This window comes from Gemmatimonadota bacterium, assembly GCA_026702745.1.
In the GTDB taxonomy this organism is placed as follows: domain Bacteria; phylum JAAXHH01; class JAAXHH01; order JAAXHH01; family JAAXHH01; genus JAAXHH01.
Map to the genome: position 1 here is coordinate 1 of JAPPBT010000049.1, position 22,115 is coordinate 22,115.

General features: G+C 63.5%; 13 protein-coding genes. 1 reads left to right on the plus strand and 12 read right to left on the minus strand.

The annotated features are described in order from the left end of the window. The 5 genes from OXH56_07380 to OXH56_07400 form a co-directional block, all read right to left on the minus strand. Nucleotides 1-1,645 (minus strand): MFS transporter (locus OXH56_07380; GenBank protein ID MCY3555128.1); only part of this gene is annotated, 1,645 nt, incomplete at its 3' end. Then, nucleotides 1,632-3,152 carry a sodium/solute symporter gene (locus OXH56_07385; GenBank protein MCY3555129.1) on the minus strand — a complete coding sequence of 507 codons (1,521 nt, stop codon included), beginning with the start codon at nucleotides 3,150-3,152 and terminating at the stop codon, nucleotides 1,632-1,634. The genes OXH56_07380 and OXH56_07385, both read right to left, overlap by 14 nt. A 96-nt stretch (nucleotides 3,153-3,248) precedes the next feature. Next, on the minus strand, nucleotides 3,249-4,664 hold the full coding sequence (gene pyk, locus OXH56_07390) for a pyruvate kinase (GenBank protein MCY3555130.1): 1,416 nt from the start codon (nucleotides 4,662-4,664) through the stop codon (nucleotides 3,249-3,251). A gap of 108 nt (nucleotides 4,665-4,772) precedes the next feature. Next, on the minus strand, nucleotides 4,773-8,021 hold the full coding sequence (gene ileS / locus OXH56_07395; GenBank protein MCY3555131.1) for an isoleucine--tRNA ligase: 3,249 nt from the start codon (nucleotides 8,019-8,021) through the stop codon (nucleotides 4,773-4,775). 274 nt (nucleotides 8,022-8,295) lie between these two features. Further along, complete coding sequence (locus OXH56_07400; GenBank protein ID MCY3555132.1) at nucleotides 8,296-8,991, minus strand: SprT family zinc-dependent metalloprotease; 696 nt, start codon at nucleotides 8,989-8,991, stop codon at nucleotides 8,296-8,298. A 295-nt stretch (nucleotides 8,992-9,286) separates the two neighbouring features. Here OXH56_07400 and OXH56_07405 point away from each other — a divergent pair, with 295 nt between their 5' ends. Next, the gene (locus OXH56_07405) at nucleotides 9,287-10,687 is read left to right on the plus strand and encodes a sulfatase-like hydrolase/transferase (protein ID MCY3555133.1); all 1,401 of its coding nucleotides are present in this window, start codon (nucleotides 9,287-9,289) and stop codon (nucleotides 10,685-10,687) included. 112 nt (nucleotides 10,688-10,799) lie between these two features. On the opposite strand, the gene OXH56_07410 is transcribed toward OXH56_07405, so the two are convergent. The 7 genes from OXH56_07410 to OXH56_07440 form a co-directional block, all read right to left on the minus strand. Beyond that, nucleotides 10,800-12,479 (minus strand): zf-HC2 domain-containing protein, encoded by a 1,680-nt coding sequence (locus OXH56_07410; protein MCY3555134.1) that lies wholly within the window; start codon nucleotides 12,477-12,479, stop codon nucleotides 10,800-10,802. Then, nucleotides 12,467-13,045, minus strand: a complete 579-nt coding sequence (locus OXH56_07415) for an RNA polymerase sigma factor (GenBank protein ID MCY3555135.1) — start codon at nucleotides 13,043-13,045, stop codon at nucleotides 12,467-12,469. The genes OXH56_07410 and OXH56_07415 overlap by 13 nt, the downstream gene beginning before the upstream one ends. A 98-nt stretch (nucleotides 13,046-13,143) precedes the next feature. Then, nucleotides 13,144-16,113, minus strand: a complete 2,970-nt coding sequence (gene fdhF, locus OXH56_07420) for a formate dehydrogenase subunit alpha (protein ID MCY3555136.1) — start codon at nucleotides 16,111-16,113, stop codon at nucleotides 13,144-13,146. Further along, nucleotides 16,106-17,779 (minus strand): NADH-quinone oxidoreductase subunit NuoF, encoded by a 1,674-nt coding sequence (nuoF, locus tag OXH56_07425; GenBank protein MCY3555137.1) that lies wholly within the window; start codon nucleotides 17,777-17,779, stop codon nucleotides 16,106-16,108. The genes fdhF and nuoF overlap by 8 nt, the downstream gene beginning before the upstream one ends. A gap of 24 nt (nucleotides 17,780-17,803) precedes the next feature. Then, on the minus strand, nucleotides 17,804-18,571 hold the full coding sequence (locus tag OXH56_07430; protein ID MCY3555138.1) for a phosphodiesterase: 768 nt from the start codon (nucleotides 18,569-18,571) through the stop codon (nucleotides 17,804-17,806). Between the two features lie 3 nt (nucleotides 18,572-18,574). Beyond that, nucleotides 18,575-20,179 (minus strand): leucyl aminopeptidase, encoded by a 1,605-nt coding sequence (locus OXH56_07435; protein ID MCY3555139.1) that lies wholly within the window; start codon nucleotides 20,177-20,179, stop codon nucleotides 18,575-18,577. A 400-nt stretch (nucleotides 20,180-20,579) separates the two neighbouring features. After that, nucleotides 20,580-21,911, minus strand: a complete 1,332-nt coding sequence (locus OXH56_07440; protein ID MCY3555140.1) for a heterodisulfide reductase-related iron-sulfur binding cluster — start codon at nucleotides 21,909-21,911, stop codon at nucleotides 20,580-20,582. Between the last annotated feature and the right edge of the window lie 204 nt (nucleotides 21,912-22,115).

Here is a 22,115-nt window from a genome sequence, read left to right on the forward strand (position 1 = left end):
CAGGTCGATCGTCGTGCAGCAGAGTCACCAGGATATTGAGACTGAGCGACGACGGCACCGCGCCCAGGGCTTCCACGGCCTCTTCCGCGATGTCCGAGGTCGGATTGCCCACGCACTCGAGGAGTGGATTCACGGCCTCCGCCGCGCCGATCCTGCTCAGAGATTGTACAGCCTCCCGGCGCACGTTGCGGTCGCTGTCCTCCAGCAACGCGATCAGTTCGTCCACGGCCAGGTGGCTGCCCGTTTCACCCAGTTCACGGGCGGCCCGGGCCCGGACCGAGGGATTGCTCGATTTACCCATGCGCACGAGGTGCCACAGGGTCGCGATGGGGTTCCCCTTGCGCACGCGGTTGATCACGTCCCGGGAAGATACCTGCGAATCGGAGGTCACGCGGGCCAGCAGGCCCATGTAGGCGATGCGCAGCGCCCCGTTGGAAAGGAAGAGGTACTGCAGTCCCGCAAAAGTGTAGCCGAAGAAGGAGACGGCGGGAATGGACGTACACAGATCGGCGGCAATGCCGCCCAGTACGGCGCCACACGCCGCACACCCTCTCGATACCGCGGAGTAGCAACCGAGGAACGCGGAGCGGTTGACCGCCGGGGCCGTCTTGACGATGAGATTGAACCGGGCGGTACCCCAACCCGCGCTCATGCTGCCCCCCCAGACCTGCACCAGCGGCACCATGATCCAGTAGTTTTCCAGGGTCACGAACCCCCATCCCAGTGGAAACACGGCCAATCCCACGGCGGTAAGCGACATGACGGGCTTGTATCCGTACTTGTCCGCCAGATAACCCCAGAAGGGATTCATGATGATCGTGGCGATGGTCTGTATAGCCGAGTAGATCGCGATCTGGGCGTAGGAGACCTCCAACGTCCGCAACATGTAGACCGTGAAGAAAGGCGCGGCGATCTGGGCGATGAGGAGCCGTCCCGATACCAGGAACATCAGTCTGCGAAAGGGTCCGTGCCGGAAGGGCAGGCTAAGCAACTGGTTCGAAGGGACGTGTTCTCCCTGGCGCTTCTGCGGTTCGGGAATGCGGGACCAGGCCAAGACCCCGAAGCCGGAGAAAACCACGGCCGTGATGAACAGTGTAGTGAAGCCTTCCTGCTCGTCTCCCACGGCGTACGTACTCAGGAAGAATCCCGCGCAGACCGACGTGATCAGTCCGGCGGACGCCGTCAGACTGCGCTGCCGGGCGACGAAGCGGCCGCGCATCTCGTCGGGAACCAGGTCGGTCAGCCAGGACTGGCGCGCCGGGGAAACCAGGGACATGGCGGCCTTCGACAGGGCGATGCAGCCCATGAGCGCAAGCACCTGGTATACCTCGAAGAAGAGAAAGGGGATGAAGGCGATGGGCAGCCAGAGCGACGAACTGACGGCATTGGCGGACAGGCACAGCGTCTTGCGCCGTTGCAGACGCTCGATCAGCAGTGGGGAGAAGGCTTGAAGCAACTGGCTGATGGAAATGGACGCGGAAATAAAACCGATCATGGCGCTGGATGCACCGAGATGCAACGCGTAACCCGTGGTGTAGACGCCCGTAGTAATCGCCGAATGCACTGACTCGAGCATGCCGTTCACGTTCCACATGCGCATCCCGCGCGCCGTCTGCAGCCGGGTGAGTTTCCTATCCTGTTGCATGATTCGGTTTCCCATTCCGTGCCAGCATCCAGCTGACCGCCGTGCCGACTCCCAGGTTCACGGCCAGGGCCACGGGACTGATCCACATGAAGCTGACCGGGTCGTTCCCGTCGGGCAACATGCCGAAGAGCGGACCGGAAAAGGCGATCAGCGAGGCGGTGAGGACGCCGCACACGGCGCCCGCGACGACGCCTGCGGGGCGGGCGAAGGGCACGAACAGCGCGAAGAAGAACAGGGCGAATATGGGCGTGGTCAGCAGGTTCGAGGTCTTGTTGGTCACCGCCGTGATGTTGCCGGGCACCAGTTCCATCAGCGAACTCGCGCCCACGGCGATGGCGCCGATGACGAAGGCGAGCGTTTTCGCCGTACGCGTCAGCTGGATCTCGGTTGCCGGCGACTTCCTGAACCGGTCGATGAAATCTGTCGAGACCACGGCCGTAATTGCATTCACACCCGAGTCCAGGCTGGACATGGCGGCCGCGAACATGGCGGCGACCACGAACCCGGATACGCCGGGCGGCAGGTAGTAGGCGATGTAGTGGGGGAACACATGGTCGGCCTGTCCGTCCAGGTCGGCGCCGGCGGGCAGCAGGCCGGGCTGGTCCTGGAAGAAGCCGAGAAGGGCGAAACCCGCGACCCACAGGGTGATCCCGATGCAGAGCCCCACCAGTTGCTGGGTCAGGTAGGACCGCCGGGCCGCGCGGGCGTCGGTGGTTGCCATGAAGCGCTGCACCACGGTCTGGTCGCCTCCGGCCGTGGCGATCGCCCATGTCATGGACGCCAACATGGACCCGATCACGGTCAGGCGCACGGACGGGTCCAGGCTGAAGACGGGCTGGGCGTCCCAATGGGACTGCCAGGAGCTCGGAACCCAGCCGAATCCGTCGAAATGCAGGGTAACCGTGACGATCACCAGGATGGCGCCGCCGAGCATGAGCAGGGTCTGGAGCGTGTCGGTGATCACGACGGCCCGCAGCCCGCCCAGCGAGGTGTAGATGACCGCGACGAGCCCGGTTACCAGGGTGATGACAGGGATCCAGTCATCACCCACGCCCAGCATGACGGTCATGGCCTTGGCGGAAAGGTAAATGAGCAGGGCCATCCAGACCAGCCGGAGCAGGATGAACATCACCGCGCCCAGCAGCCGGATGCCCACGCCGAGGCGGTCCTCCAGCAGTTCATAGGCGCTCGTCACGCGCGTTCGCATGTAAACGGGAATCAGCCCGTAGCCCACCACCACGAAGATGATCGGTATCGTCAGGTAGTTGAGCATCCAGACGGGGCCCTTGCCGATGGCCTCGCCCGGAATGGACAGGTAGGAGATGGTACTGAGCAGCGTGGCGAACAGCGAGAAGCCGATCAGCGTCGGCGGCATGCGGCCCCCGCCGGTGAAATACTCGCTGATGGTGCTTTGCCTGCGGCTGTAGTAATAGCCCAGCGATATCGTCGCCAGGGCGTATCCGATGATGATGGCCCAGTCGACGGGTGTCAGTCCGCCGGGAGTCATGGATCCTCGCTTCCAATGCGTAGTGTATACATTGTATCTACAGAACGACGAACCTACAAGATGACGAACCTACAGGTCGACCGGTAGCACGTACATCTAGGGCACGGCAGCGACCCGGACGAAGTCCGTGTGACCGGGTCCCGCCGACGGCGATCCGCCGACGATGACGATGTGATCTCCCCGGCCGAGGCCGCCGGCCTCCCGGGCCGCGTCGAGCGACGTGCGGATCATCCCGTCCGTCGTGTCGAACTCGGCGCACAGCACCGGCTTGACACCCCAGACGAGGGCGAGGCGGCGAACGGTCGCCACTTCCGGGCTGACGGCAATGATCGGCACGCTGATCCGGTGTCGCGCGGCCACCCGGGCGGTGTGACCCGACCGCGTGCAGCAGACGATGGCCTTTGCACCTGATTCCAGCGCGAGTACGCAGGATGCATGGCTGATCGCCTCTGAAACATCGGGAATCTCCCGACGCTCCGGATATCCATGCGCTGTTCGCTGGAACAACCTGGCTTCGGCCTGTTCCGCGATGGACGCCAACGCACGTACGGCCTCCACAGGGTAGGCGCCGGTGGCGCTTTCCTCGGAAAGCATCACCGCGTCCGACCCGTCGAGGACCGCGTTGGCCACGTCGGCGGCCTCCGCCCGCGTGGGCCGTGGATTATCGACCATGGACCGCAGCATCTGCGTGGCCGTGACGACCGGCCGTGCGGTATGCAGGGCCTTGGCGATGATGTCCTTCTGCACGAGCGGGACATCCTCGAAGGGGATTTCCACACCCAGGTCTCCCCGTGCGACCATGAGCGCATCCACGGCCGGGAGGATTTCGTCGAGCGCGTCCACGGCCTCCGGTTTTTCGATCTTCGCCATCAGGGGCAGGCTCGACCCCCGATCGTCCAGCAGCTTACGTGCACGCAGCACGTCATCCCGGTTACGGACAAAAGAAAGCGCGGCCATTTCCACGCCCATGTCGAGCCCTTCCAGCAATAGCTCCCGGTCCTTTTCCGTGAAAGCGTTGATACCCTTTGCCCCACGCGGTACCGTGATGCCCTTGTGATCGGAGAGCGAACCGCCGAGGAGTACCTTGCACCGAATTTCGGGCGGTTCCACGGCCTCGATACGCAGTTCGACCAGGCCGTCGGCCAGCAGCAGGCGCTGACCCGGCTGAACCTCATCCGGAAGGCCTGCGTAGTTCACCGACACCCTGGCCCGGCTGCCGGGCACCGGTTCCGTAGTCAGGGTGAAATCATCGCCCGCACCGAGGTGAACGGGACCGTGCTGAAACGTGCCGATGCGGATCTTCGGACCGGGCAGGTCCTGGAGGATCGCGACGGGCTTGCCGAGGTCGTCCGCGGCGGATCGGATGCGCTGGATGCTGCGCCTGTGGCCGTCCGGGGTGCCATGGGAGAAATTGAGACGGAAGACGTCTACGCCGGCCTCGAGTACCTGGCGGATCATCTCGGGAGAACGGATGGCGGGACCCATGGTGCAAACGATTTTCGTACGTCGCATCGGTCCGTCCTTTCGCAGGCCGTGGGGCCGGCCGGCGCGGGAGCGGGGCCCGGTCCCGGTTCGGAGGATGGGACGGGACGGACCTCGCGCCACCGGAGCCACCGAAGCTTACTTCAACACGCCGATGCGGGCGACGTGCTCACCGAGCTTGAGTTCGCCGGAGTGGACATCTCCGGGTACGGGCTCGTCACGAAGCACCGTCGACAGCGTTTCCGTCCTGATGTAGTCGGCGTGGGTATCGATGGCCTCGGCCAGGTCGCCTTCCGCTTCGTAGAATAGCGTGATCCGGTCATCCACGTTGAAATCGGCTTCCTTACGGAGATTCTGCACGTGGCGGACGAAATCGCGCATCAGTCCCTCGAGCAGGAGATCTCGGGTCACCGTGGTGTCGATGGCGACCGTCCATCCGAAGTCCGAAGTCACGGACAGTCCTTCCGCATCCACCCGTTCGACTTCGAGCTCATCGGGCGACAGATCGACCCGTTCACCGTCCACCTCGAGCGTAAGGACCTCGCCGCCCGCGACGAAGGCGCCGGTCTCGTCGCCGTCCAATGCCTCGAGTGCCTCCCGAACGTCATTGAGCCGCTTGCCGAACCGGGGACCCCACTTCGAAAAGACCGGCTTGACCGCGTATCCGCGAAACGCATCGTCGCTGTCCACCAGGTCGAGCTCCTTCACGTTCAGTTCTTCCAGCACCTGTGCGCGCAGCCGATCGATGGTTTTGCCCTGCCGGGCGGTCGCGGGTTTCACCAGCATCCGGAACGCCGGCTGGCGGACCTTCATCCGGGCATCGTTGCGTGCGGAACGGCCCAGTTCGATCACCTGCATCAGGTCATCCATGTCGTCCATGAGATCCTGGTCGATCAGTTCGCCGGACGCCTCCGGGTATGGGCAGAGATGGACGCTTTCCGGCGCCGATGGTTCGACGGGCGGGACCAGGCTCCGGTAGAGTTCCTCGGCGGAGAAAGGAAGTATGGGCGCGATCAGCCTGCTCATCGTCACCAGCACTTCGTAGAGCGTCTGGATGGCCGACTGCTTGTCCGCGTCATCGCCGCTCTTCCAGAAGCGGCGCCGGCTCCGGCGGACGTACCAGGTGGAGAGCACGTCGATGAACCGTTCCGTTTCGCGGACCACCGCCGCCGAATCGAAATGGTCCATCCGGTCGTTGCAATGGCGGATCAGCTGATGAAGCCGCGAAAGCACCCAACGGTCGAGTTCGCTGCGGTCCGTTGCGGGGGCGGAAGCGGAAATCGGCGGGCAGTCCGGCAGGTTGGCGTAGGTCACGAAGAATGCGTAGACGTTCCACAGCCGCAGCATCTTCCGGGTCACTTCCTCGGCGGGTCCGTAGCCGAAACGAAAGACCATGTTCAGAGGCGCGCCGGCGTACTGCCACCGCATCACGTCGGCGCCCATGCGGGCCGTGGCGTCCTCCACGGCGATGGCGTTGTCGCCGCTCTTGCTGAAGGGCTCGCCGTTTTCGTCCCTCATCTCTTCATAGGTAAGCACGGCCTTGAACGGCGACCGGTCGTAGAGGGTCACCGACATGAACAACTGGGAATAGAACCAAAGCCTGATCTGTTCCCGCATTTCCGTGATCCAGTCCGCGGGAGACCACGCTTCCCAGGTGGAATCGGGACCGGGCGAGGCAACACCCGCCTTGTCTCTTTCGGCTTCCGGTCCGCGTTCCGACCGGATCGTGCCTTCGATCCCGCGGTGTTCCGGCAGGTAATTCAGCGTCGAAAAGGGTACGATCCCGGCATCGAGCCAGCAGTCGCCCACTTCGGTCACCCGGCGGGCGGCCTCGCCGCACCGCTCGCAGGTGATTTCGATTTCGTCGATCCACGGACGGTGGAGTTCCGGCAGATCGTCGACGAACGTGGGATTCACTGCCCGTTCGCGCAGTTCGGCCGTGCTGCCTATGACATTGATGTGGCCGCAGTTCCCGCAACAGTAAAAAGGCAGAGGCAGCCCCCAGAAACGGCGGCGGGAAATGCACCAGTCGCCCATGTTGTCCAGCCAGTCCTGCATCAGAAGGCCGCTGTACTCGGGTACCCATTGGACCGTGGCGGCGGCCCGCTTCATCGGCGCCCTGATCTCGTCCGCGGAAATAAACCATTCATCGGCCAGGCGAAAGACCAGGGGGGTCTTGCACCGCCAGCAGAAGGGATACCGGTGCGTATAGTCTTCCCAGCGGAACAGCACGCCCCTGGACTCCAGCTCGCGCCGGACGCCCTCGGCCGAATCCCGTACATGGGTGGCGGCGAGCGGACCGATATCGTCTGTAAAATAGCCGTTCTCGTCGATCGGCACGATGATGTCCAGGCCCAGTTCCTGCCCGAGCTGATAGTCCTCGGCGCCGCAACCCGGCGCGATATGGACGATCCCCGTGCCTTCCTCGTCCGAGACCATATCCCACGGGACGGTGGCGCGGTTGACCTCCCGCTGCGCGGGAAGATCCTCCAACGGACCGTGGAACGGCAGGCCGACCAGGTCCTCTCCCTTCACCGTCTCGACGACTTCGGCTTCCGCCGGCAATACCGTCTCGACCAGCGATTTCATCAGGTAGTAGTGTGCGCCGTCCAGGACCACCTTCGCGTAATCGGCTTCCGGGTGCAGCGCCAGGGCCGTATTGGCGGTCAGGGTCCACGGCGTGGTGGTCCAGACCAGGAAGTACTCGTCTTCACGGTCGCCGACGCGGCAGCGGAAGAAACAGGAGGGATCGGTCTGCTCCTGGTAGGAATCCACCAGTTCGTGCTGGCTCAGGCTGGTGCCGCACCGCCAGCACCAGGGCATGGACCGGTGGCCCCTGTGCAGCCATTTCCGGTCGTCGCAGGCCTTGAGAAAGTGCCAGATATGTTCGATGTTGTTATCGTCCAGCGTGAAGTAGGACGCCGGATGGCCGTCTTCATGGTACCACTGCATCCAGTGGCCCATGCGGATGGACTGCCGCGTGATCCGCTCCGCGTACTCGTCCACCCTCGCGCGGCACGCCTGGGAAAACTCCGCCAGGCCGTAGGTTTCTATATCCCGCTTCGAATCGAATCCCAACGCCCGTTCGACCTCGACTTCCACCCAGAGCCCCTGGCAGTCGAAACCGTTCTGCCACCGCTGGTTGAACCCCTTCATGGCCTTGTACCGGCAGTACATGTCCTTGTACGTCCGGCCCCAGGCATGGTGGACGCCCATGGCGTTGTTGGCGGTAATCGGACCGTCGATGAAGGACCACGTGGGACGGTCCGCCAATTGCGCGCGCAACTTGTCGAATATCCGATGCTCCGCCCACCATGCGAGGATGCGCTCCTCCATGGCGGGGTATTCTATCTTTCCTTCAAAGGGTTTGAACAACTGGCCAGACACAGGTAAGTCGTTGCTCCACGGGTTTTATGGTCTACGACGCGTTCTGCTGTTTTTACAGACACCACGCGTTCGGGATTCGCCGCCTGAAGGGCATATCTGACGATCCGGAATGCCGGTCTGAAAATAGGCCGTAAGGGGGTGTTGCACAAGGTAATTCTGGCTGGCGGCACGGTGGTCGGCCGGGCTGGCGGCACGGTGGACGGTCGGGCTTGCGGCAGCGCTGGACGGCCGGGTTGGCCGAAGGACGGACGACCACGATCACCGGGTGGTGATTTCAGTCCTTGCCGTCCATAATCGGGAACCGGTTCAGTTCGTCCCTGCGCGCACGCCAGTCGGGAAGGTGCCGGTCGAGGATGCCCCAGAAGCGGCGGTTGTGTGAGGGCTCGATCAAGTGGGCCATTTCGTGGACGATCACGTACTCGAGGCATCGCATCGGCTTCTTGGCCAACTCCAGGCTAAGCCAGATCCTGCCGTTTCGGACACTGCAGCTACCCCAGCGGGTTTTCATCCTGCGGATCCGCCATTCCTTCACCGTCACGCCCATGAACGGTTCCCACACCGCGATCAGGCGCGGGATACTCGCCTTCAGCCGTTCACGGTACCACCCTTCGAGCAGGTCGGCCCGTTCGTCCCGGCCGGTTCCCGGACGAACCCGCATTTCCAGCGTCGAATCACCCAGGAGACCGATGTGCGGCTTCCCCTCATGGGTGGTGACGTTCAACACGCGGGCAATCCCCTCCACGTAATGGCGCTCGCCCGATACCCAGGTCCGGGCGGATTCCCGCACCCGTTGGCGTTGCCTGGCCTGCTGCCGCCGGACCCAGGGGATACGTCGCTCCACGGCCTGGCGGATTGAATCATCGCCGATGCGAAGCGGCGCGGAGACTCTCAGGCGTCCGTCGGGCGGCATCACCCTGAGGTACAGGTGCCTGATCCGCTTCCGGTGGACTTCCACCTCGATATCGTCCACACGCAAATAAGAAACCTTTGATGCCTTTGTCGCGGCGATAGGTTGCTCGCTTTCAAATGATGGCCGGCCCCCGCGGACGGGTCCTGACGAATTGGACCCGCCGTGCACGCCCACAATCTCCTGACGATTCCGCAATATAGGACGTTAGGCGGACCGGCAAAAGGAGAACAAGGCGTTCTCCCAGGCCGACTAACCGATTTGACTTTGATCATGTCAACCCGTTACTTTCCAGACTCACGAAGTAACCTCCGGAGTCTGCATCCTAACGAGCCGTTAGCCAGGGAAGGGACGCGATTTGAGCCGCGACAAGCCCAATATCCTGTTCTTCTTTACCGATGACCAGCGCTTTGATACGATACGCGCGCTGGGGAATCCCCTTGTTCACACGCCCGTCATGGACCGGCTGGTCGCCCGGGGCGTGACGTTTACGCACGCCCATATCCCCGGGGGTACATCGGCCGCCATCTGCATGCCCAGCCGGGCCATGCTGCACACCGGCCGCACCCTCTTCCGTCTCGACGGCGCCGGCGCGGACATTCCGCCAGCGCACACGCTGATGGGGGAATACCTGCGGTCCCAGGGTTACCGTACCTGGGGCACGGGCAAGTGGCACAACGGCGTCCCGTCCTACGCCCGCAGTTTTTCGGACGGCGCGGAGATCTTCTTCGGGGGCATGGACGACCACTGGAACGTACCGGTGTTCGACTACGATCCGGAGGGGAGGTACGAAGGCACGCTGCCCCAGTGTCCGGATGCCTTCCGCTCGAACGAAGTGAATATCCGCAAAGGGGATCACGTGCACGCCGGGCGGCACTCCAGCGAGATCTTCGCGGACTGTGCCGCCGAATGGCTGAAGGGGTATGATTCCGAAGATCCCTTCTTCATGTACGTCTCGTTCATGGCGCCCCACGACCCCAGGACGATGCCCCGGAAGTTCCTGGACCTGTATGATCCCGAGGCCATCCCGCTGCCACGGAACTTCATGGGCGGCCATCCCTTCGACAACGGCGACCTGAAAGTGCGCGACGAAGTCCTGGAGACGTTTCCCCGGGATCCCGCGCGCGTGCGGCGCCATATTGCTGAATATTACGCGATGATCTCCCACCTCGATGCGCAGATGGGACGGGTCATGCAGGCGTTGGAAGACCGCGGCATGGCGGACGACACCATTGTCATCTTCGCCGGGGACAACGGCCTGGCGATCGGCCAGCACGGGCTGTTTGGAAAGCAGAACCTCTACGAGCACAGCATACGCGTGCCCCTGGTCTTTGCCGGACCAGGCATCCCCCGCGGTGTCCGGCGCAGTGCTTACGCGTACCTGCTCGATATCTTTCCCACCCTGTGCGATCTGACGGGACTGGACACGCCCGGTTCCGTGGAAGGGGTGAGTCTGGCGCCGACGTTCGATGATCCCGGCGCACGCCCGAGGGACACGCTCTTCGCCGCCTACCGCCAGTGGCAGCGCATGGTGAAGGACGATCGATACAAACTGATCGAGTACGTGGTCGACGGACGCCGGACTACCCAGCTGTTCGACCTGAAACGCGACCCGCTGGAATGCCGCAATCTGGCCGGCGAAGCAGCTCATGCCGAGCGGCTTGCAGGACTTCGATCCAGGCTTTTCGACTGGCGGGATGATTGGGGGGACGCGGACAGCGAATGGGGCCGGGCATTCTGGACCGGGTACGACCCGTGAGGGTACGGCTCGTAAGGGCCTGCCACTTGATGAAGATCGGGCGACGACGTCTGAAAGTCCGAACGCGGCCGCCCGATCTGGTTCCACCCTTCCGGCCTTGCCTCTAAGATCGTCAGGCCGCGGCCACCCGGTTACCCGCGCTCCGGTACAGCGCTTGTCCCATGGCGCCCAGGCCGATGATGACCAGCAGCAGATTAATGACCCAGCCCACATAGGGCAGGCTGACGGCGATCAGGACCAGCACCAGGCCGGCGAGCAGGGGCAGCAGCAGTGAACGGACGCCCTCCTGTTTCGGCCGCAACAGCGCGTTGCCCAGGAAATGGGCCACGACGATCTTGGACACGTACAGGCTCAACGCCCAGACGGCGCCAACGACCAGTCCGGCCGGCAGTCCGATGAGTGTCACGGCGAGTACGACCGCCAGGATCGGCGTGGCCGTGGCCAGCACGAATCCGAGCCCCGCGGACGTTAGTATGCCGGTCAGATTGTCCAGCGGTACGCGCCGGAGCGCGGGAAGTGCCCAGAGCAGTAGCAGGCCCGACAGGAACGCCGTGACCAGCCACAGGACCGTCCACGCGATGGTCCAGACTGAGAGGATCCCGTCCTTTTCCTCCTCCTCCCGTCCCGGTTCGGGAACGTCCACGATGGTTTCGCCGGATATAGCCGCGGCGGAATCCACCTCCAGGTCCTCCACGTCGGGCAGTCCCACGTCGAGATTCCCGCCAATGACCGCGGAAGACTGAACAGTCGCGACCTGGCCGCGGAAGGTAACGTCCCGCTTCACGTCGCCCGATATCGTCAGCGTACTGGCGAACACCGTGGCGTTTCGACCGACCGAACCGCCTACGTTGACATCCTCCCCGAAGGCGAAGAGGTCTCCCGCGATCGTTGCGTCACGGCTGGAACGAAGCGACTGCGCGAAACCGTAGACGCTTTGACCGATCGAGTCTCCTATGCGGATGACCTGGCCGAACCCGGCGAATCCGCCGCCCGCCCGGCCATCCACCTCGATGGTCCTGCCGAACGAGTAGATGTCCCCAAGGACCGTTCCATTGATTTCGATCGACTGGGCGAAGGTAATCAGGTCTCCCGTCACCTCGCCGTCGATCCTGACGGTGCGGCCGAAGGCGACGAAGGTGTCGTCTACGATCTCGCCGGCATCCACCGAGATATCTCCTCTGGACCGTATTTCGATGGCTTCCGCGGGGCGGACGTGTCCCAGCATCAGCAGCAGCCCTCCGAGCACGACCAGCGTGCCGGCCGGCCTCCGCACCAGAAGATACAGTGAAGCCAGCAGCACGATGAACCCGATAGCCAGGCCTAACTCGCTAATCAGCGTAACCATGGTCGTACCTCCATTCTGGTAGTATTCGATGAAATAAGCACCGGTGCTGAACAGCATGGACAACTGACCGGAAACGTTCAGTGGATTCAGCCACTCTATACTCCATGGAAGTTCCAGTCCTATCACCCAGCCGATTCCCACCCGCATCAGTGCCGCGAGTCCGATGACCAGTCCCAGCAGCTTCATGGTGTGAATGGGCGAAGGCGCCGACACCTGTGCCGGTTGCGTTTCAACAAGAAAGGCCTCCGCGTTTCCCACGATTTCGAAGAGGGCGTCTCTTTCCCTGCGGAACGCATTTACAATGCCCTGGCAACGGGGACAGCTTTCCAGGTGAGCGGTGAACGCCCGTGCTTCGGAACCGGCCAGCTCGCCATCGGCGTAGGTCGAGCAGACGATTTCGGGTGGACACGCGTCCTGGTGCATCGATTCGTCGGTCATGGTCGGCATAATCCGGTCAACTCCTCTCGCAATCGTCTTCTGGCGCGGTAAATCAGCGTCGCCACCGTGTTCCGGTTCAGATTGAGGGCGTGGCTGATTTCGTCGTAAGTGAACTCGTTGTAGTAGGCCAATACGAGCGGCACGCGGTACCGGTCCGGGAGCGACTGTATCGCCGATCGCACCTGGTCACCTTTCTCCGCCCGCACCAGGATCTCCAGCGTATCCTCGGAAACCTTTGACGGGCCGACCTGTTCGGGATCGGCGGATTCATAGAAATTCACCTCGCGGTTCCGGCGACGCAACCGGTCGAGACAGTGGTTGGTCGCGGTCTTGAGCAGCCAGTTCAGGGGCGACTTCGACGCGTCCATGGTGGACCGGCTCCGGTATGCCCGGAGAAAGACCTCCTGGGCCGCGTCTTCGGCTTCGTACACGGACTTCAGAAGATATCTGCAAAGTGCGAGAATCCGCCGGTAATGCGTCCGGTACGTCTCGTCGAACTCGAAACCCGTTGCGCTTTCGCCGCTCTTGGTCGTGTTCACAATCCTACTACGAATAGCGGAACGAGATAGTTTCATTTCCTGCTCCTCGAACGAGGCGCCAGGCGCGTCATGATTCACGAAACAGCAGAAAGGAACCGGAATGCGTCGTATCGGAGGACTGCGTGAGTTGCTTGCTAATCACTCGATGGCGCTGGATACACGGCCACCGCGCAGAACTTGAACTCGGGGATTTTGCCGTCGGGGTCCAGGGCATCGTTGGTCAGGATGTTGGCCGCGGCTTCCTTGAAGTGGAAGGGGATGAAGACACTGCCGTCGGCGACGCGTCCGGAAGACTTCGCCTTGAGGGTTATGGCGCCCCGTCGCGAGGATACGGACACCGGGTCGCCTGCTTCGACACCCAGGCGTTTCAGGTCCCCGGGCGTCATCTCGACGAAGGGCTCCGGCGAAATGGCGTCGAGTGCCCGGGCCCGGCGCGTCATGGTGCCCGTGTGCCAGTGCTCCAGAACGCGTCCTGTGTTCAGCACGAAGGGGTATTCGTCATCCGGCAGTTCGTCCGGCGGGGCGAAGGATACGGGCGTGAACCGGCCCCGGCCCTGGGGAAAGTCGCCGGTGAACAGCACGGGTTCTTCCAGGGGCCAGACCACAGTGTCCTGCTCCATCGCCTCGTAGGTGATGCCCTGGAATATGGGGGTCAGCGCGACGATTTCCTCCCAGACCGATTCCGGTCCGTCGTATGCCCAGCGCGGGCCGCTTTCCCCCTGTTCCATGCGGATCATCCGGTTAGCCAGGTCGATCAGGATATCCCCGTCCAGACGGGCCTCGCCGGGCGGCTCGATCGCCTGCCTGCCGATCTGCACCATGCGGTTCGTGTTGACATAGGTCCCTCGTTTCTCCGCCGCGGTGGAGGCGGGCAGGATCACGTCGGCGAACTCCGCGGTCTCCGTCAGGAAGACATCCTGCACGACGAGGAACGAAAGCCGCTGCAGGGCCTTTCTGACCTTGTTCATGTTCGGGTCCGAAAGGAAGGGATTCTCGCCCATCATGAGCATGCCCGCGATGCTTCCGTCGAGGGCGCCGTGCATGATTTCCACGACCGTAAGTCCGGAGTCTGGGTCGAGCGCGGTATCCCATGCCGCCTCGAAACGCTTTTGCACCTCCGGGTCGTCCGCGGACTGATAGCCGGGATAGAACCTGGGAATCAGTCCCACGTCGGATGCGCCCTGCACGTTGTTCTGGCCCCGCAGCGGGTGCAGGCCCGTACCCCGGCGGCCGATGTTGCCCGTCATGAGGCAAAGGGAGATCAGCGCTCTCGCATTGTCCGTACCGTTGACGTGTTGGCTGATGCCCATGCCCCAGAAAATCATGGCGCGCTCTGCGCGGCCGTACTCCAGGGCCACCTCCTCGATCACCGATGGCGGAACGCCCGTAATTCGGGATGCCATCTCTGGCGTATAGCGTGCCAGGAAGGGTTCCAGCGTATCGAAGCGTTCGGTCCGGCGCGCGATGAAGTCCCGGTCCTGCAGGCCCTCCCGGAGGATCACGTGCATCAGCCCGTTCAGCAGCGCGATGTCCGTGCCGGGCTTGAACCGCACGTACCGGGTCGCGTGATCGGCGATGGTCGGCCGCCGGGGATCGAGTACGATCATCCGGACACCACGGGCTACAGCCTGTTTCATGTAGGACGCGGCCACGGGGTGGTTGTCTTCTGTGTTCGAACCGATCACGAAGATGACATCGGTCTCGAGGACTTCCTGGAAAGCGTTGGAGACCGCCCCGCTGCCGATCGCCTCGGTGAGGGCCGCCACGGACGAGGCGTGGCAGAGGCGCGTGCAGTGGTCGACGTTGTTGGTGCCGAAGACCACCCGGATCAGTTTCTGGAAAAGGTAGGCCTCTTCATTGGTCACCTTGGCCGATCCGAAACCCGCCAGCGCGCCCGGACCGAGCGTTTTCTTGATCTCCAGCAACCGACGCGCCGCCAGGTCCAGCGCCTCGTCCCACTCGGCCTCGCGGAACACCTCCCGTATGCGGTCGTTCCATTCCGTCGACCGGAGCGAGCGGCGGAAGTCCCGGTAGTCCTCGAAGTCCGCCGACAGCGGCTGTTTCGGATAGGCGTCCTCCCGGCGGACGAGGGGCTTCGTGAGACGCTGGGGATGATGCGCGTAGTCGTAGCCGTACCGCCCCTTGACGCACAACCGGCCCTCGGTGTGGGTATCGTCCCGGCCGGTGACGCTCTCGATACGGCCATTACGCACGTGGTACGAGATCCCGCAGCCCACGCCGCAATAGGGGCAGATGGAATCGACCTGCCGGGTACCGGAGCCACCAAGCGTGGCGTCGGGGTCGGCCCCGGGGACGTTCGCGGCGGCATCGGATTCATACGCCCCGGAGCCGGAACTATTCGCCGCGGAGCCGGAACCGTTCGCCGCGGAGCCGGAACCGTTCGCCGTGGAGCCGGAACCGTACGCCCCGGCGTCGGACCCGTTCACCCCGGTATCGACCAGTCGCTTGTCGGTGAGGGCGCCGGTGGGACAGGTGGCCACGCATTCACCGCAGGACACGCAGGAAGACCCGCCCAGGGGCAGGCCGTTATCGAAGGCGATGCGCGTTTCGCATCCCTTGCCCGATCGGCCGATGACGTCGTTCACCTGCACGTCGTCGCAGGCGCGGATGCACCGGTCGCACAGGATGCACGCGTTCAGGTCCACCGCGATGACGGGCGAGGACAGGTCGGGCTCCAGTGGAGGGTTCGCGCATGTGGCGGCGTAACGCGAAGGATCGGACTGAAGCTGAGCACCCAGGTGCGCGAGTTCGTCCTGTTCGACGGACTTTCTGCGGTCATCCACGGGCGGTTGCCCGGCCTCCAGCAGTTCCACGAGGGTGCGGCGCGCCCTGCGCACCCGGTCCGTGTCCGTGCGCACGTTCATGCCTTCTTCGACCTGCCGGATGCAGGCTGCCGGCAACGTGCGGGCGTTCTCTACGTCGACCACGCAGACGCGGCACACGGCGACCGGTTCCAGTTTAGGGTCGTGGCACAGGGTGGGGATGTCGATACCGGCGGTGCGCGCCGCTTCCCAGATTGTGGCGCTCTCCGGTGCGGCAAGGCTTCTGCCGTCGATCGTCAGCGTGACGGTGCGACTATTCATCCGAAACGCCCCCGATATTCTCCCCGTGGCCTTCCGGTCGACAGCCACGTGATTCGAAGGCGGAGGGAAAATGCTTGATCACCGAGGTAAGGGGCAGCGCGGCGGCCTGGCCCAGACCGCAGATCGAGGTGAGTTCCATCGCCTCGGCGACGTCCGCCACGGGTTCCAGTGCATCGGGCCGGGCGTCTCCCTCCAGGATCGTATCCAGCAACCGGACCAGGTGCTCCGTACCCGTACGGCAGGGCACGCACTTGCCGCAGGACTCGTTACGGAAGAATGTCACCGCGTTCCGTGCCAGGTCCGCCATGTCCGACCCTTCGGCCAGTACGATGACTGCCCCGGAACCCAGCATGGAGCCGGCATCGGCCAGCGGTTTGAAATCGAGGGGGATATCCGCCATGGAAGCCGGCAGGAAACCCGATGACGTGCCCCCGGGAGAGAAGGCCAGCAGTTCGTGCCCCCCGGCGACACCGCCCCCGTAGTCCCGGATGAGGTCGCAGACCCTGGTTCCGAGTGGAATCTCGTATACACCGGGCCGGTTGACGTGACCGCTCAAAGCGACGTATTTGCGTCCAGTCGCTCCGTTAACCCCCCGGGACCGGAACCAGTCGGCGCCGCGTTGCAGGATGGCGGGCACCCAGGCGAAGGTTTCGACGTTGTTGATCAAGGTGGGCCGTCCGTGAAGCCCGTGCGTGCCGGGAAAAGGCGGCTTGTTGCGAGGCTCGGCCCTTTTCCCTTCCATTGCTTCGAGCAGGGCCGTCTCCTCTCCGCAGATGTATCCTCCCGGACTGTCGAAGATCTCAAGGTGAAACGAATGGGCCGAACCCAGCAAGCCGCCGCCCAGGTAACCGGCCGAATAGAACGCCTTGATCGCCCGCTCGAGCACTTCACGCTCGCGGTCATATTCGTGGCGAAGGAACAGGTATCCCTTGTCGGCCCCTACGGCGAGACCGCCCAGGATCAGGCCCTCGATGACGAGATGGGGGTAGTGGTAGAGGATCTCGCGGTCCTTGAACGTGCCCGGTTCGCTCTCATCCGCGTTGCAGATCGCGTACTTCACGCCGGACTCCGTTTTACGTACGAGGTCCCACTTGACGCCGGTCGGGAACCCGGCCCCGCCCATTCCGCGCAGCCCGCTGTCCTTGACGGCCTGCACCAGCCCTTCCGTGTCGCCGCGTGAGACCCACTGTTTCAGGGACTCCGCGGCCAGCGGGTGTTCATAGGGATCGATGCAACCAGGACCGATCGTTCGCCGAATGGGCTGACGGGCGATCTTTCCGTCGGCGGCCAGGCGGGAAACATACCGTCCGAGCCGCTCTCCGGTCATGGAACGGTAGCTGCGGCCGTTGATCGAGACCGCCGGTGCGCCGTCGCACTGGCCGAGACAGGAAACCCCGGAGACTTCCCACTGGTCCAGGCCGGCGTAGCGCACGGATTCCCGCAGGGTCTCCAGCACGTCGCAGGCCCCGTGGAGATGGCACGAAAGATCGGTACAGACTCGCAGTGAGGCCGCGGGAGGAGGCTTCAGCCGGAAGTGTGGATAGAAACTGGCCACGCCATGGACTTCATAGAGCGGAATGCCCTTGCGTTCGGAAAGGGATTTCAATTCCTCTTCGGGCAGAAACCCGTGACGCGACTGTATTTCTCTCAGATCATCGATCAACATGTACCGGGTCCGGATAAGAAACGGTCACAGGCTGAGCTGGTGAATCGAGGTCTTCCAGTGCGGGCCGTCGATATCGACGATGCGGAAGGCCGCGGGTTCGTCCGTCGCGATGACGCGGGTGCCGTCCGGCTTGACCACGGGGTCCTTACGGAATTGCAGGCCCACACTCGGCGCGGTCAGGACCGTGGTGTGGCCCAGGTCCATGCGGAAGTCGTGGTGCACGTGGCCGCACAGGATCAGGCGCAACGAGGCCGCGGTTCTGCAAATCTCCAGAAACCGCTCGTTATCCAGCAGTATCAGTTCATCCATCCAGGCGACACCGACCGGTACCGGCGGGTGATGCATGCAGATGACCGATGACTGGGCGGAGGACAGCTCCTGCTCCAACCACTCCAACTGGTCGTCGTCAAGCCTTCCCGATACCTCGCCCTCGTCCTGGGTATCGAGCACTATAATCCGGTGGGCCGAACGGTCCAGGGCATAGTAGTAGGGGGCTGAATCCGCATCGGTATCTTCCAGCATGACCCGCCGGAAGACCGGCCTGTAGTCGTGATTGCCCAGGGCCATGTGACAGGGAAAGCGAAGGTGAGTGAGGACGTCCTTTAAGGCAAGGTACGATGCTTCGTTACCGTCGTTGCTCTGGTCGCCCGTCATCACGACGAGATCGGGCGAAGGGTTCAACCGGTTGACGGCGTCTACGGCGGCCCGCAGTCGTTCCAGGGTATCCTGGCCGTGCACGGGCTGTTGTGCCGCTGGAACGATGTGGGGATCGGAAAGTTGGACGATGCGCATGGATCAGCTGTTCCAGTCCTTTACCAGTTGCAGCAGCAGTCGTACCCCCACTCCCGTGGCTCCTTTCGGGCAATATGGCTTGCTCGCATCCGTATACGCGGTCCCCGCGATGTCCAGATGGACCCAGGGACGTTCGACGAACTTCGCCAGGAATGCGCCCGCGGTCAGTGCACCGGCCCACCGTCCTCCGGTGTTCTTCACGTCGGCGATATGGCTCTTGATCTGGTCGTGGTAGTCCTTCCACAGCGGAAGCGGCCAGACCCGCTCACCCGCGGTTTCTCCGGCTGTACGGACCCGGTCCTGCAACCCGTCGTCATTGCCCATCATCCCCGTTGCGGCGTGTCCGAGGGCGACCACGCACGCTCCCGTCAACGTGGCCAGGTCGATGACCGCGGCCGGGCGGTACCGCTCCGCGTACTCCAGGGCGTCTGCGAGTACGAGGCGCCCTTCGGCATCGGTATTGATCACTTCGATCGTCTTGCCCGATCGGGTCGAGATGATGTCTCCGGGTTTCAGTGCTCTGCCGTCCGGGAGGTTTTCGGTGGCCGGTACGAGTCCCACCACGTGCAGGGACGGTTTCGACATGGCGATGGACTGCATCGCGCCGATCACGGCGGCTGCACCGGACATGTCGTGCTTCATTTCCTCCATGCCGCCGCTCGATTTGATGGATATGCCGCCGCTGTCGAAGGTGATGCCCTTGCCGATGAATACCAGCGTATCCGATCCGTCGGACGCTTCGCCGTGTTCCAGTACGATGAATCGAGGCGGCTCCTCGCTGCCGGCGTTGACGGCGAGCAGGGCGCCCATGCGCTCCTTTTCGATGTCCTTCCGCGTCAGGACGCGGCATTTCATTCCGGTTTCCCCGGCCATTTTCCGGGCGGCGGCCGCCAGCTTGCGCGGGGTCATCGCATTGCCGGGCGCGTTTGAAAGGTCCCGTGCCAGGGCCGTGCCCGCGGTGCTTATTCGGCCGGCTTCGATCCCGTCCCTGATTTCATAGGCCTGCGCCCGTTTCGAAGTTACGACGGCCACCGACTCGAGCGCGGGGCGATCCGTATCGCCGGTTTTGAAGCCGTCGTACCGGTACGCGCCCAGCAACAGGCCTTCCACCGTGGCCTGCGCGCAGTCCCTGAGCTCGGGTCCCGGCACGCCTGGGCCGTCTGGTGCGTTCGGGCCGCCTGGGCCGCCTGGGCCGTCTGGTGCGTTCGGGCCGCCCGGTCCGCCCGGGTCGTCTGGTGCGCCTGGGCCGCCCGGTCCGCCCTCTCCGTGCACGGCTATGGATAATTCGGATACGCCGAGCTTCAGTGCCCGTTTGACGGCGACACCGGATGCGCGTCGTGCCGTTTCAAGGGTAAACTCCTCGCGCGACCCGAGTCCCACGAGGATAACACGGTCCGGCGGCGCCTGACCGAGCGGGTACAGCACCGCGACTTCCTGGTCATTGCCCTTGAAATCTCCCAGGGCCAACACGTCTCGCAGATACCGGTGTAAGGCGGATTCCATGACCGCGGTGTCGCTCTCTTCGAGCCGATCCTCCGTGAATAGCCCGATGACCACGGTAGTGTCTACTTCCGATCCGATCCGTCCGATTTTCACGTCAATTTGCATGCGTTTCTGTCCGTATTGGGGCGGTCCGCGGTGTCGTACCGCAATTCGGGAAACCGGCCCGAAAGCACTGGCGACCAGCAAATGGGTTTCATGGGATAAACAGGATTAATGATGGCATCCGCAGCCCGGTCCGCAAGACGAGGAGGGAACAGGTGCCGGAGTTGCCGCGGAAGCCGCGGGGTCTTTTGCCGATACAGCTGTTGCGAAAGTGGAGAACTTCTTGACCACGTCGTCTTCTGAGCACGTGGGACAGGAAACGCTTTCCGATGCGGCCGCGTTCAAGACGAGCATTTCGAAATCCACGTCACAATGGGAGCAGTGGTATTCAAAAACAGGCATAGTGGATAATCTCCTGTTGGGTTTGCGGTGCCGGGTTTGAACCCGTTCGCCGGTTAGCCGGCTACGCTCCGTCAAATACGGACAACTGAGTGTTCGCTTCTTCCTCGCGTTTCAGGCGGTAGGCCCGATCAAGAAGCTCAACCGGGTGAAGGACCTCGATCTCCTCGCCGTCCCGGTTTATGCCGTGCCGGATCTGCAGGATGCAGCCGGGATTGCCGGTGGCCACCACGTCCGGCGCAGCCTGCCTCACGTGGTTCATCTTGCGCGCGAGCAGCCTGTCCGCCATGGCGGGATGGGTAATGTTGTAAATACCGGCGCTGCCACAGCACCAGTCCGATTCCTCCAGTTCGACGAGTTCGAGGCCGGGTATCAGGCTCAGCAGGTCCCGGGGCTCTTCGCGGACACGCTGACCGTGGGCGAGGTGGCAGGCGTCGTGATAGGCGACCCGTGCCCGGACCGGCCCCATGTCCTCCTTGACGGGTATCCCGGCGAGGAACTCGTGCACGTCTTTGACCTTGTCCGCAAAGACGCGGGCACGGTCGTGGTAGTCGGGGTCCCCGGCCAGCAGGTCGCCGTACTCCTTCAACTGCGCGCCGCATCCCGCGGCGTTGATGATGACGGCATCCACTTCCGACTGCTCAAATGCATCGATGTTCCTGCGGGCCAGTGATTCGGCCGCCCCGCGCTCCCCGCTGTGTACCTGCAGCGCGCCGCAGCAGGTCTGGGTATCGGGAAGGACCACGTCGCATCCGTTTTCGTTCAACACGCGGACCGTCGCGGTGTTCACGTGGGTAAACATCTCGTTCATCACGCATCCCGTAACCAGGCCCACGCGAAAGGCCGCCGTCCCCCGCGCCGGAGAGAACGGCCGAAGCTCCGCCTTCATCGAAGCGCTGGGCATTTCAGGCATCATGGCCTCCATGCCGCGCAATCGGGAAGGAAGCCATTTCGTCAGACCCAGCCTGCGCGCGAGTTTTTGTAAGCCAAGCGCCTGGTACCAGCGTACAGGCAGGAAAACCACGGTGAGCAGGAAACGCGACGGCAGCAGCCGTCCGAACACCAGGTTTCGGAACAACCGGCCGAGGAAAGGCCGGGGCCGCTTTTCGACGATCTCCGCCCGGGCTGCTTCCACGAGGCTGCCGTAGTGGACGCCTGCGGGACAGGCCGTTTCGCAGGCCCGGCAGTCCAGGCACCCGCTGATATGGGTCTCGAAGTGATCCGTCAGTTCGATACGCCCGTCTGCGTAGGCCCGCATGAGGTGGATGCGGCCGCGGGGGGAGTCCATTTCCACGCCGAGTTCGGTATAGGTCGGACAGGCGGGAAGACACAGTCCGCAGTGCACGCAATCCAGAAACTTGTCGTATTCGTCTACCAGTCTGTTCTGCGTACTCATGCTATGCGGATTCCGTTCTTGCGCGGGCGGGTGCATCTGCCGGCCCCTTCGGCGGGTGCATCGGCCGGACATTAAAACCGGGTGCATCGGCCGGTCCCTTCGGCCGGTTGACGATCGTTGTATTACAATAGTTTAAGCGTATATTGTCAAGCAGTTTATGGCCGTTCCGGAAGGTGAAATAACCCTTCCTAAATCCTCCGTTCG